The sequence below is a fragment of the Streptomyces sp. DH10 genome (assembly GCF_029813805.1).
GTDB lineage: Bacteria > Actinomycetota > Actinomycetes > Streptomycetales > Streptomycetaceae > Streptomyces > Streptomyces coeruleofuscus.
In genome coordinates this window covers 59,135-71,929 of record NZ_JARVKU010000011.1, presented here as the reverse complement: position 1 = coordinate 71,929, position 12,795 = coordinate 59,135, and the positions used below count along the sequence as shown (strand labels likewise).

Annotated in this window: 9 protein-coding genes and 1 pseudogene; 5 read left to right on the top strand and 5 right to left on the bottom strand. The window is 71.6% G+C overall.

The features are described from left to right. Positions 1 to 275: 275 nt before the first annotated feature. Together rfbC and QC385_RS22915 are read right to left on the bottom strand one after the other, a co-directional pair. Positions 276 to 884, bottom strand: coding sequence for a dTDP-4-dehydrorhamnose 3,5-epimerase (rfbC, locus tag QC385_RS22920; RefSeq protein WP_279543207.1), 609 nt, complete (start codon positions 882 to 884; stop codon positions 276 to 278). Between the two features lie 4 nt (positions 885 to 888). Next, a complete protein-coding gene (locus QC385_RS22915; protein ID WP_279543206.1) occupies positions 889 to 2,829 on the bottom strand; it encodes a glycosyltransferase family 2 protein in 1,941 nt (646 codons plus the stop codon). 210 nt (positions 2,830 to 3,039) lie between these two features. Here QC385_RS22915 and QC385_RS22910 point away from each other — a divergent pair, with 210 nt between their 5' ends. Both QC385_RS22910 and QC385_RS22905 read left to right on the top strand, forming a co-directional pair. Then, complete coding sequence (locus tag QC385_RS22910; RefSeq protein ID WP_279543205.1) at positions 3,040 to 3,585, top strand: metallophosphoesterase family protein; 546 nt, start codon at positions 3,040 to 3,042, stop codon at positions 3,583 to 3,585. Positions 3,586 to 3,592: 7 nt separating this feature from the next. Beyond that, a pseudogene (locus tag QC385_RS22905) lies at positions 3,593 to 4,408 on the top strand (methyltransferase domain-containing protein). Between the two features lies 1 nt (position 4,409). Here QC385_RS22905 and QC385_RS22900 read toward each other — a convergent pair. Continuing rightward, positions 4,410 to 5,516, bottom strand: a complete 1,107-nt coding sequence (locus tag QC385_RS22900; RefSeq protein WP_279543204.1) for an XdhC family protein — start codon at positions 5,514 to 5,516, stop codon at positions 4,410 to 4,412. Between the two features lie 197 nt (positions 5,517 to 5,713). On the opposite strand from QC385_RS22900, the gene QC385_RS22895 reads away from it, so the two are divergent. After that, positions 5,714 to 7,687: a TetM/TetW/TetO/TetS family tetracycline resistance ribosomal protection protein gene (locus tag QC385_RS22895; RefSeq protein WP_279543203.1), complete on the top strand. Its 1,974-nt coding sequence runs from the start codon at positions 5,714 to 5,716 to the stop codon at positions 7,685 to 7,687. A gap of 82 nt (positions 7,688 to 7,769) precedes the next feature. Beyond that, positions 7,770 to 9,629 (top strand): cellulase family glycosylhydrolase, encoded by a 1,860-nt coding sequence (locus QC385_RS22890; protein WP_279543202.1) that lies wholly within the window; start codon positions 7,770 to 7,772, stop codon positions 9,627 to 9,629. Here the strand turns inward: QC385_RS22890 and QC385_RS22885 are convergent. Beyond that, positions 9,622 to 10,878: a YncE family protein gene (locus QC385_RS22885; RefSeq protein ID WP_279543201.1), complete on the bottom strand. Its 1,257-nt coding sequence runs from the start codon at positions 10,876 to 10,878 to the stop codon at positions 9,622 to 9,624. The two genes, QC385_RS22890 and QC385_RS22885, sit on opposite strands and share 8 nt — an antisense overlap. Before the next feature lie 164 nt (positions 10,879 to 11,042). Here QC385_RS22885 and QC385_RS22880 point away from each other — a divergent pair, with 164 nt between their 5' ends. Further along, entirely contained in the window at positions 11,043 to 11,702 is a 660-nt protein-coding gene (locus tag QC385_RS22880) for a TetR family transcriptional regulator (RefSeq protein ID WP_279543200.1), read from the top strand. 1 nt (position 11,703) lies between these two features. Here the strand turns inward: QC385_RS22880 and QC385_RS22875 are convergent, their stop codons facing one another. Then, positions 11,704 to 12,711 (bottom strand): GlxA family transcriptional regulator, encoded by a 1,008-nt coding sequence (locus tag QC385_RS22875; protein WP_443032975.1) that lies wholly within the window; start codon positions 12,709 to 12,711, stop codon positions 11,704 to 11,706. Between the last annotated feature and the right edge of the window lie 84 nt (positions 12,712 to 12,795).

Genomic DNA, 12,795 nt, shown 5'->3' with positions numbered 1-12,795 from the left:
GAGCCGCCCGCTTCTCTGCCGTCTCGACGGCGAGGGCCCAGGCGACGGTGACCGTGTGACCGTCGCCGTGCTCCAGGGCGTTCGCGACGTGATGTCTGCAGGGCCGGGGCAGGCTCCAGCGCGCGCCCGCGCCGGGAACCCGGCACGCGCCCGGTCCGGCCCTGCCGGGTCACCCTCCGGCGTCTCGCGTTTCGTCCGGCCCGTCCCCGGACACCCCCTCGGGGCGTCGCCCGGTCCGGGTCGCGACGCCCCGAGGTGTGCCGTAGACGCGGACGTCAGCCGTCCTGCCGCCGTCCCCGCAGCTCCTCGTAATACGCCAGGCAAGTCTCGTACGACGGCAGCAAGCCCTGGCGCTCGGCCTCGGCCAGGGTCGGGGCCTGTTCGTCCTTGGGGGAGAGGAGCGGCTCGATTCCGTCCGGCCACTCGATGCCGAGGGCCGGGTCGAGCGGGTGGATGCCGTGTTCGCGCTCCGGGGCGTAGCCCGCCGAGCACAGGTACACCACCGTCGCGTCGTCGGTCAGGGCCATGAACGCGTGGCCCAGCCCCTCCGCGAGGAACACCGCGTGCCGGGTGTCGTCGTCGAGCCGTACCGCTTCCCACTGCCCGTAGGTGGGGGAGCCGACGCGGATGTCGATCACCACGTCCAGGACGGCACCGCGCACACAGGTGACGTACTTGGCCTGGCTGGGCGGCACATCCGCGAAGTGCACACCCCGCAGCACGCCCCGCCGGGAGACCGAGCAGTTGGCCTGGGCCAGGGACAGGTCGTAGCCCGTGGCCTCGCGGAACTCCGCGCTGCGGTACCACTCGTGGAAGCTGCCCCGGTCGTCCGGGAAGATCTTGGGCTCCAGAACCCAGGCGCCCTCTATCCCCAGTGGTCGCATGCCGTCACTGCCCTCCGATCCTGATACGGGAAACCTTCCGACGCACGGTACCGACCGCGCGTCGCGCACGCCGCGCCACCCGCAGCGCCAGGCCGGGCTGCGGCACCGGCGCCACCTGCACACGCCCGCCCGCCGAGCGCAGCGCGAACGGCAAACCGGTGTACAGCGGCCGGGCGGCGTCCGGGGCCAGGCACAGGGCCACCCGCCAGACGCCGCGCGAGAGGCTCTCCGCGGGCAGGGCCGCCGTCAGCACGGCTCCCGTACCGTCCGTGGCGGGGGAGAGCGTGCCGGGCGCCTCGAGGATCTGCTGGGCGGAGACGAACCGCAGCCGCACTTCGGTGTCGCCGGGGACGTACAGCGGAAGCAGCGCACGGACGCGGTCGCCGGAGACGGTGACGCCGGACTGCTTCGCGCGGCCCAGCCCGAGGCGCTTGCCCCGCACGCCGAGCTCCAGGGAGAGGTTGCCGTGCGGATCCGTCCAGTACGGCAGTACCGGCCGACCGCCGACGACCCCCACGTCCGGCGTGGGCCGGCTCTCCCGCGGCGCCGGGCCCAGCCGGCATTCCTTGGTCCAGCCGCCCAGCTTGACCCGGACGAGCGCGTCCCAGACACCGTCCTTCGGCAGGTCGGCCGGATCGACGGTGGCGGTCGCCCGCAGCACCAGCCGGACCTCCTCGCCGTCCCCGACGGGCACGGTCTCGCGGGTGAACCGCACGGGCTGGAAGTACTGCGCGGCGCTGGACCGCTCCCGCAGCAGCAGGTCCGCGGTGGCCTGGCCGAAGCGCGCGGCGGTCTGCGCGGCCACCCACTCCACCGCCTCGGACACGTCCTTGGGCGCGTCGTCCAGCGGCGTCGCCTCGGCGTCGGCGGGGAAGGTCATCGGCTCCCCGCCGGAGGTGTACTCGGCCGTGAAACCGACGCTGAGGGAGCCGTCCCGCCACTCCACGTGCCCGGGGGCCGCCTTGGGAGCGACCCCGGCCTCCCACTGGGCGAAGGACACGACGTCGTCGTACCGGTCGGCCGCGGTCAGCGCGGCGACGACCTGCTGCGTCGGCTGGAGCCCGGCCGCGACACCGGGTCCGAACCGCTCGACGACGACCTCGTGGATCTCGGCGAAGAGCTCCCTGCGGTAGTCGTCCGGCAGCTTCAGCAGACGCCGGGCCCGCAGCCGCTCGACCATCTCCACGCGCAGCCAGCGCCGGAAGAGCTTGTCCCGTAGCGGTCCGGGCTCGGTGTACCGCTCGACGACGTCGAGGGCCTCACGGAGGTTCTTGAAGTAGCCGACCGGATCGAAGCGTTCGAAGCCGGCGTTGGAGCCGTCCTCCCGCCGGAGGTGGTAGTAGCAGACGTAGTCGCTGAGCACGGAGACGTTCTCCGCGCGCAGATACGCCTCGGCGATGAAGACGTGGTCCTCCAGGCGCCTTCTGCCCTCCGGGAAGCGCAGGCCGATGCGGTCCAGGAAGGCGCGGCGGAACATCTTGTGCGGGGTGAGGCTGTCGATGAGCGGGGCGTTCTCGACGGTGGCGCGCGGGTGGTTGCGGCGGAACAGTTCCACCGGCACGCCGCGGCCCTTGCCGGCCATCTTGCCCACGACGACATCGGCACCGTTGGCCACGCCGTAGTCGTACATCCGCTCCAGGGCCTCGTCGCCCAGGTAGTCGTCGTTGTCGACGAACATGACGAACTCGCCGCGGGAGGCTTCGATGCCGACGTTGCGGGGCTTGCCCGACCAGCCGGAGTTCTCCTGGTGGATGACCTTCATCCGGGGGTCCTCGGCGGCGAGCGCGTCGAGCCGGGCCGGCGTCTCGTCGGTCGAGCCGTCGTCGACGAAGATCACCTCGTACTCTTCGGGAGGCAGGGACTGCCTCTGGAGCGAGGCGATGCAGTCCTCGATGTAGATCCCCGGGTTGTAGACGGGGATGATGACGCTGACCTTGACCGGCATCGGGTTTCCGGGCCCCTTCGGGTCGCTTGCCGTAGACGTCCTGTTGTACTGCGTGTTGCCCGATGCTAACCCGGTCGGCGACACTGCCTCACCTTTCGAGACCGGGACGTGATCATCTCCGGCCACGGGGCAACTGAGCTGCGCTCTCCGCCTGTTTGAAGATCGACCGGGTTCCCGGGCGGGGCGGCCGGAAGCCTCTAGGGTGAGAATGTGCGCCTGCTTCTCATGTCCGATACTCACCTGCCCAAGCGGGCCAAGGCCCTGCCCGCCCCGCTGCTGGCCGAACTCCCGCAGGCCGACGTCGTGTTGCACGCGGGCGACTGGGTCGACACGGCCACCCTCGACCTGCTGGAGGACCGCTGCCGCAGGCTCGTCGGTGTGTACGGCAACAACGACGGACCGGACCTGCGCGCCCGGCTGCCCGAGGTGGCGTACGCGGAGCTGGGCGGGCTGCGCTTCGGCGTCATCCATGAGACGGGCCCCGCCCAGGGCCGGGAGAAGCGCTGCGCCGCCCGCTTCCCCGACCTCGACGTGCTGATCTTCGGCCACAGCCACATCCCCTGGGACACCACGGCCCCGACGGGCCTGCGCCTGCTCAACCCGGGCTCCCCGACGGACCGCCGCCGCCAGCCCCACTGCACGTACATGACCGCCACCGTCGCCGACGGCCGTCTCACCGACGTGGAACTGCACCGGCTGCCACCCCGCACGCCCGGCCAGGGGGTGTCCGGCCGCCGTGGAACCGCCATGTCATGATCGGCGCATGGCGCGGGACGACGGATACCTCCTGGACAACCGGCAGGCCGAGGCCGGTACACGCTTCGACGCGCTGGCCGCCCTCTTCGACGCCTCGACGTTCCGGCACTTCTAGACGGTCGGTGTCGCCGAGGGGTGGCGGTGCTGGGAGGTCGGGGCCGGCGGACCGGGCGTCGCCGCGTGGCTGCGCGAGCGCGTCGGGCCGCACGGGCGTGTGCTCGCCACCGACATCGACGTGTCCTGGACCGAGGCGGCCACCACCGACGGAGTCGAGGTGCTCCGCCACGACGTCGGCCGCGACGAACCCCCGGCCGGCCCCTGCGACCTGGTTCACGCCCGCCTCGTCCTGGTCCGCATGGCCGAGCGCGACGCCGCGCTGCGCACCATGATCCAGGCCCTGCGCCCCGGCGGCCGGCTGCTGGTGGAGGACGCCGACCCCGCGCTCCAGCCGCTGATCTGCCCCGACGAGTACGGCCCCGAGCAGGAGCTGGCCAACCGGCTCCGCACCGGCTTCCGTGAGCTGCTGCGGCAGCGTGGCGCCGACCTCTCCTACGGACGCAGGCTGCCGCGGCTGCTGCGCGAGGCCGGGCTCGCCGGTGTCGAGGCCGACGCGTACTTCCCGGTCACTTCGCCCGCGTGCGACGTCCTGGAGGCGGCCACCGTCCGGCAGGTGCGGGACAAGCTCGTCGCCGAGGGCCTCGCCACGGACGAGGAGATCGAGCGGCACCTCGCCAACGTCGAGGCGGGCCGCCTCGACCTCGCCACCTCACCGATGATCTCGGCCTGGGGCCGGCGGCCCGCCGACGACGGCCGGCGGCCCTGACTCACCGGGGTCGGGGCGGATGCACCGCGCCCTCCGTGGCGGTCAGCGGCGCCCCCGTGCCGCCCCAGCGCAGCGCGACGATCTCGGCGGCGACGGACACCGCCACCTCCTCGGGCGTACGGGCTCCCAGGTCGAGCCCGACCGGTGAGCGCAGCCGGGACAGTTCCCGCTCGGTGAGCCCGGCCTCGGCCAGCCGCTTCGCCCGGTCGGCGTGGGTACGGCGGCTGCCCATCGCCCCGATGTAGGCGGCGGGCCGGCGCAGTGCCTCCTGGAGCAGCGGCACGTCGAACTTGGGGTCGTGGGTGAGGACGCAGACGACCGTGCGCTCGTCGGTGTCCGTGTCCCTCAGGTAACGGTGCGGCCACTCGGCGACCACCTCGACGCCCTCGGGGAAGCGCCGGGGCGTGGCGAAGACGGGGCGGGCGTCGCAGACCGTGACCCGGTAGCCGAGGAAGTCCCCGATGCGGGCGACGGCCGCCGCGTAGTCGATCGCGCCGAAGACCAGCATCCGCGGCGGCGGTGCGAAGGACTGGAGGAACACGCTGACGGAGTCCTCGCGGCGCTGTCCTTGAGGCCCGTAGTGCCGCAGGCCGGTGGCACCGAGAGCGAGCTCGCCGCGCGCGTCGGCGGTGACGGCCGCGTCCAGGCCGTTCGCGCCCAGCGTGCCCGACACCCGGTCCGGCCGGACGGCGAGCGTCGCCCCGCGCGGGGCCGGACCATCGGTCACCGTCGCCGTGGTCACCGGTTCTCCGGCCGCGACGCAGTCCACGACCGAGCCGAAGGCGGGATCCAGCCCGGGCGTCACGGGACGCACCAGCAGCGTGATCTCACCACCGCAGGTCAGGCCGACGGCGAAGGCGTCCTCGTCGCTGTAGCCGAAGGTCTCCAGCCGGGCCTCGCCGCTCGCCACGACCTCCTGCGCCAGCTCGAACACCGCACCCTCGACACAGCCCCCGGAGACACTGCCCACGACCTGCCCGTCCGGACCCACCGCCATCGCCGCGCCCGGGTCGCGCGGCGCACTGCGGCTGACCTCGACGACCGTCGCGAGGCCGAACGGGAGCCCGGCCGCGTACCAGCGGCCGAGCACCGGGAGGATGTCACGCACGACCGGCTCCTCTCCTTGCGTGCCCCCGCCGGGTACCCCGTCGGCGGTTAATTCCGTTGTGGCCCACCGGGCCGGTCTGCTGCACTGCACGGGTCGACGATTCGACGACGTCACCGAGTCCCTAGGAGCCCAGATGCGCCGTGCGTCCATGTCCCCCCAGTCAGGAACGGATCTCTCTCCGAAGGACATGACGCTTCGTGCAGTTGCTCAATCTTGGAATTCTCGCCCATGTCGACGCAGGTAAGACCAGTCTGACCGAGCGGCTGCTCCATTCGGCCGGGGTGATCGACGAGGTCGGCCGCGTCGACGACGGGAACACCCGTACCGACACCCTCGCGCTGGAGCGCCGGCGTGGCATCACCATCAAGTCCGCCGTCGTCTCGTTCCCGCTGGACGGTGTGACGGTCAACCTCATCGACACACCCGGTCACCCGGACTTCATCGCCGAGGTGGAGCGCGTGCTCGGCGTGCTGGACGGCGCCGTCCTCGTGATCTCCGCCGTCGAAGGGGTGCAGGCGCAGACGAGGGTGCTGATGCGGACGCTCCAGCGGCTGCGCATCCCGACCCTGCTCTTCGTCAACAAGATCGACCGGCGCGGGGCGCGGGACGAGGAGGTGCTGCGGTCGGTCGCGGCCCGCCTGACACCCGCGATCGTGCCGATGGGAACCGCCACCGGCCTCGGCACACGCGCGGCCCGCTTCGTCCCGGGGCCCGGCCCGGCCGCCGCCCTCGACGTCCTCACCGAGCACGACGACGCCCTGCTGTCCGCGTACGTCGAGGACACGGTCACGGACGCCCTCCTGCGCGGGTCCCTCGTCACCCAGACCCGGGAGGCCCTGGTCCACCCGGTCTACTTCGGCTCCGCCGCCACGGGCGCCGGCGTGGACGCGCTCCTGTCCGGCATCGAGGGACTGCTGCCGGCCGCCGGCGGGGACGCGGACGGGCCGGTCTCCGGCACCGTGTTCAAGGTCGAGCGGGGACCGGCGGGGGAGAAGGTCGCCTACGCCCGGATGTTCTCCGGCACGCTGCGCACCCGCGACCGGATCCCCTGCGGAGCGGACGGCACCGAGGGCCGGATCACCGGGATCAGCGTCTTCGGCCACGGCACGGACACCCGTGCGGACGCCGTCGCCGCCGGGCAGATCGCCCGGCTGTGGGGTCTCGCCGACATCAGGATCGGCGACGCGATCGGCGAACCCCGCAAGGCGTACGAGCACTTCTTCGCCCCGCCCACCCTGGAGACGGTCGTCGTCCCGGGGCCCGGTGTGAGCAGAGGCGCTCTGCACATCGCGCTCACCCAGCTCGCCGAACAGGACCCGCTGATCGGCCTGCGCCACGACGAACGCCGGCAGGAGACCTCCGTGTCCCTCTACGGCGAGGTGCAGAAGGAGGTCGTCCAGGCCACGCTCGCCGACGAGTACGGTCTCCACGTCACCTTCCGCGAGACCACCCCCCTGTGTGTCGAACGGCTCGTCGGTACCGGGCATGCCGTGGAGTTCAACAAGCAGGACCCGAACCCGTTCCTCGCGACGGTCGGTCTGCGCGTCGAACCGGCACCGGTCGGCTCGGGCGTCGGCTTCCGGCTGGAGGTGGAGCTCGGTTCCATGCCGTACGCCTTCTTCAAGGCCGTCGAGGACACCGTGCGCGAGACCCTCGACCAGGGGCTGCACGGCTGGCAGGTCCCCGACTGCACCGTCACCATGACCCACAGCGGCTACTCACCCCGCCAGAGCCACGCCCACCAGGGCTTCGACAAGAGCATGTCGAGCACCGGAGCCGACTTCCGCGGCGTGACCCCGCTGGTGCTCGTCGAGGCGCTGCGGCGGGCCGGGACGCGGGTGCACGAGCCGATGCACCGCTTCCGTGTCGAGGCCCCGGCCGACACCCTCGGCGCTCTGCTTCCGGTCCTGGTCGGGCTCGCGGCCGTACCGGAGGCGACGCGCAACCGGGGCGACCTCTGCGTCCTCGAAGGCACCGTGCCGGCGGCCCGGGTGCACGCCCTCGGACAACTGCTGCCGGGGCTGACCCGCGGTGAGGGAGAGCTGGAGAGCGCCTTCGACCACTATGCGCCAGTCCTGCACGGCATGATTCCCGAGCGTCCGCGCACTGACCACAACCCGCTGAACAGGAAGGAGTACTTGTTGAATGTGACACGAAGAGTGGGCGGTTGAGGTGTGGGCGCTGGCCGAGAGGGAACTTACTCCAGAGTCAGGGGTGTTGACGGTGTCCTGATATCACCGGACTGTAGTGGACATGCCGACTATCCGAGTACGTCTGCTGGTTGTCCTGGCTGTCCTCTTCGGCTCCCTGTCGGTGGCGGGCGTCCCGCCCGCCGCCGCCGCGCCCCCTCCCGGCTCCCTCTGGTTCGACGACCCGACCGTCACCGTGAAGGACGGCCGCTTCACCGACTCCTCCGGCCGCGAGGTCGTCCTGCGCGGCTACAACGTCTCAGGCGAGACCAAGCTCGCGGAGAACAAGGGCCTGCCCTTCGCCTCCGTCGCCGACGCGCGCAAGTCGGCGACCGCCCTGCGCGCCCTCGGCGGCGGCAACACCGTCCGCTTCCTGCTCTCCTGGGCCTACGCCGAGCCCGAGCGCGGCACGGTGGACACCGCCTATCTGGCCGCAGCCACCGCCCAGATGAAGGCGTTCCTCGACGCCGGCATCCGCGTCTACCCCGACTTCCACCAGGACCTCTACTCACGGCACCTGTTCGACGCCGACAGCTGGTACACCGGCGACGGCGCGCCCAAGTGGGCGGTGGACGCCGGGAACTACCCGGACGAGTCCTGCGGGATCTGCCTCTTCTGGGGGCAGAACATCACCCAGAACGAGGCCGTGAAGCGTGCCACGTACGACTTCTGGCACAACGCGCACGGCGTGCAGGACGCCTTCCTCGCCACCGCCGAGAAGACCATGGCCTACGTCGAACAGCACCTGAACGCCGACCAGTTCAAGGGCGTCGTCGGCTTCGACCCCTACAACGAGCCGCACGCGGGCGTCTACGACTCCGGGCAGACCAGCCGCGCCTGGGAGAAGGACGTGCTGTGGCCGTTCTTCGAGAAGTTCCGGGCCCGCATGGACGCGGCCGGCTGGCGCGACAAGCCCGCCTTCGTGGAGCCGAACCTCTTCTGGAACGCCAACCTCGACTTCCAGAGGCAGGAGGGCGGCCTGCTCGACGCGGGCAAGCTCGGACCCCGCTACGTGTTCAACACCCACTTCTACGACCAGAAGGCCATCTCCGGCGTCTTCATGTGGGGCAAGGCGGCCGACGGCCAGTACGCGAACGACTTCCGCACGGTCCGCGACCGGGCGGCCGCCGCGCAGACCGCCGCCGTCGTCAGCGAGTTCGGCCACCCCCTGGCGGGCAACGTCTCCGACAAGGCGCCCACCGTCCTCAAGGCGATGTACCAGGCCCTCGACTCCCGCCTGAAGGGTGCCGACTGGTGGTCCGACCCGGCGGCCTCCGGGCCGGTGCTCTCCGGCTCGCAGTGGCAGTGGGACATCTACAACGGGCGGCACCGCGAGCTGATGAACGGCAACCCCGGCAAGGTGCTCACCGCCGGTGACGCCTGGAACGACGAGGACCTGTCCGCCGTACGCCTCGACGACTCGGGCAAGCCGGTGCTGCGCCAGGACGCCCGGCTCCTGGACCGCGTCTACCCGAGCGCCACGGCCGGGAAGACCGTCGGCTTCACCTACGAGGACCGCTCCCGGGACGGCTCGACGACCCTGACCTGGAACCCGGTGCCGGACTCACTGCCGAACGTGAAACGGCTGGTGGGCTCGGGGCAGTACGGGCTGCTGCTGTGGCGTTCGGACGGCGGCCGGGCACCCACCGAACTGCACCTGCCGGCGAGCTTCCCGACCGCGTCCACCACGGTCGTCTCCGACCTGGGCACGTCCCACGCCCCGCCCGCGTACACCTCGACGACCCCGGTCGGCGTGGCCCAGGAGCCCGGCGGCACGGGAAGCCGCCGCCTGCTGCTCACCGCGCCGGACTCGGGAGCCCTGCACTACGCGCTGGTGACCAACGGGGCGACGGCTCCCTCGGCCGAGCTGCTGAACGCGGCCCGCTCCGAACTGGCCGCGTGGACCGCGAAGGAGGTCAACTAGCGGACGGGCTCGTCCAGCCGGCCTCCACATGGCCGAGCCGGACGCGCTGCGGGTGGTCCCCGACCGGCACGGACGCGACCTTCCTCCCGGTGGCGAAGTCGATGGCCGTGACCTGGTCGGTTCCGCTCTCGGAGACGACGCAGCTCTTGCCGTCACCGCTGACCGTGGCCCAGTAGGGCTTGGCGGCGGTGACGAGCGGGCCCTCCTGGAGGGTGCCGCGGTCGACGACCGTGGCGTAGTCGTCCATGGTCCCCGCGACGCACAGCTTCTTGCCGTCCGGGCTCATCGAGAGGCCGTGGTGGCGGGAGTCGTTGACGAAGGTGGTGCGGTCGTCGCTGGTCGCCGGGTTCTTCGGCAGGGTCTTCGTGCGGGTGATCTTGTCGGAGGCCAGGTCGTACTCGAAGAAGCCGTTGAAGAACGACACCTGGAAGTACAGCTTCGACTCGTCCGGGGAGAACACGGCCGGGCGGACCGCGTCGGAGAAGTCCTTCAGACCGATCGCGTCCAGGCGCGAGCGCATATCGATGACCTTGACCTGCTGGTACGTGGTCGCGTCGATGACGGTGATGCGCCGGTCGCCCTTCGTCCAGTCCAGCCAGGGCGCGTCGGTCTGCGTGTTCACCTCGCCGATCGACATGTTGTAGATGTACTTGCCGTCCTTGGTGAAGATGTTCTCGTGCGGCTTGTCGCCGGTGGCGGCCTTGCCGAGCTGCTTGCCGGTCTCGATGTCCAGGACGTGCACGGTGTTGCCGGTCGAGGCCGACACCGCGACCCGCTTGCCGTCGGGGGAGACGGCCATGTGGTCGGCGCGGAAACCGGACACAGGGAAGCGCCAGTTGATCCGCCCGGAGGCCAGGTCGAGGGAGACGACGTCGGCGAAACTGGGCCGGGAGACGACCACCGACTTGCCGTCCGGCGTGGAGTACATGTCGTCGACGAACTGGTCGTGTCCCTCGCCGACGCTGTTGCGGATCGTCATGAAGGCGATCCATCTGATCGGATCGGCGTTGATCTCCGCCATCCGCTCGTCCTTGTCGGGGATGACGTTGATCCGGCCGATCCTCGCGAAGTCACCGGTGGACTTGATGACTTCGGCGGTGCCGTCCCAGTTGTTGCCCACGAACAGCACCTGGCGCAGCGCGGCGGTGGAGTCCGCGGCGTCCGCGTGGGCGGTGGTCGCGGGGACGGTGACGGTCAGGGCGAGGGCGGCGGTCAGGGAGCACAGGTGCCGTCGTCGGAAGACGGGCATGGCTGATCCCTCCTCTGCGGGTGGGGTGAGGAATCTGAACACACGTGCTTTCAGAGTTAACTTACTGCAAAGTAAGGAAGGGGCGGCCTTCTTCACAAGACCGCGGCCACGACAAAATCGCGTTCGGGCGAAGATGGGTGTCCGAGCGGATGGAGGGAGAGCCGGTGCCGGGCAGACTCAGAGCGCCGACCGGCCGCTACGGCGGCAAGACCGCCGAGGAGCGGCAGGCCGAGCGGCGCCGGCGGTTCCTGGACGCCGCGCTCCAGCTGTTCGGCGACACCCCCGGCTTCCGCGCCACCACCGTCGCGGCGCTCAGCGAGGCGGCCGCGCTGTCCACCCGTCAGTTCTACGAGGAGTTCCGCACCCTGGAGGACGTCCTCGCGGCCCTGCACCTCCAGGTCAACGACTGGGCCGAAGCAGCGGTGTTGGAGGCGGCAGCAGGTGCGGCGGACCTGCCGCTCGTCGAGCGCGCGACCGCCATCTTCCGCGCCTACGCCGGGAACCTCGCCGCCGATCCGCGCCGGATCCGCATCACCTTCGTCGAGATCATCGGCGTCAGCCCGCGCCTGGAGGAACAGCGGCTCGCCCGCCGGGCCGGCTGGGTCGACCTCATCTGCGCCGAGGCCCGGGCGGCCGCCGCGCGCGGCGAGGCGGCACCCCGCGACTACCGCCTCGCGGCGACGGGTTTCATCGGCAGCGTCAACGGCCTGCTGCACGACTGGAGCGCCGGCTGGGTAGACGCGACGCTGGACGAGGTCGTCGACGAACTGGTCCGGCAACTGCTGGGGATCCTGCGGCCCCCGGGCTGGAGTCCGCGGACCTGACTCAGACCCGCGTCCGTCCACGCCCGGTCGCCTGGGCCCCCGGAAAGGCCCGCCGGTAGTCGCCGGGCGACACCCCGAGGTGCCTCAGGAAGTGGTGGCGGAGATTGTTGGCCGTGCCGAGGCCGCTCAGCTCCGCGACCTTCTCGATCGGCAGGTCCGTCGACTCCAGCAGTGACCGGGCGCGCCCCAGCCGCTGGTCGAGAAGCCACTGGAGCGGGGTCGTCCCGGTGACGGCCTGGAGCCGCCGGTAGAACGTACGCGGACTCATCGCGGCCCGCCGCGCCAGGTCGGCGACGGTCAGCGGCCGGTCCAGGTTGCCCCTCGCCCATTCGAGGACGGGCGCCAGTCCCTCGTCGTCGCCGGCCGGCACGGGCAGTTCGATGAACTGCGCCTGTCCGCCCGGCCGGTGGGCGGGCACCACCATGCGGCGCGCCAGCTGGTTGGCGACGTGCGCGCCGAGATCGCGCCGCACCAGGTGCAGGCACAGGTCGAGTCCGGCGGTCAGTCCCGCGCTGGTGAGCACGTCGCCGTCGTCCACGTACAGCACCGACGCGTCGACCCGCACCTTCGGGTAGCGCTCTGCCAGCTGTGCGGTGTGCATCCAGTGGGCGGTGGCACGCCGTCCGTCGAGCAGCCCCGCCTCGGCGAGCGCGAAGGCACCGGTGCACAGGGAGACCATGCGGGCGCCCGCGTCATGAGCCCGGCGCAGGGCCTCGATCAGCTCCCGCGGGAGCGGCCTGCCCTCCTCGACGCACGGGTCGGGCACCGAGGGCACGATCACCGTGTCGGCGCCGACCAGGTCGTCCAGTCCGTAACGGGTGCGCAGGCTCAGCCCGTGCCCGCCCGCCCCGCCGTCCCCCTCCTCCTCAGGCCCGCCCCCGGTCCCGCACAGCCGCAGGTCGTACCAGGGGTCGGCCAGATCGGGCTGTGGCTTGCCGAACACGGTGCACGGGATGCTCAGTTCGTACAGATCCCACGAGGGGACCCCGATCTCCTCGGTCACGACCACGGCGACAGAACCGGCACTCATGCTCCGCAGCCTATGGCAGGAATTTGGTGGAGGCCGTCACCGCTGTCACTGTTCCCGATCTGC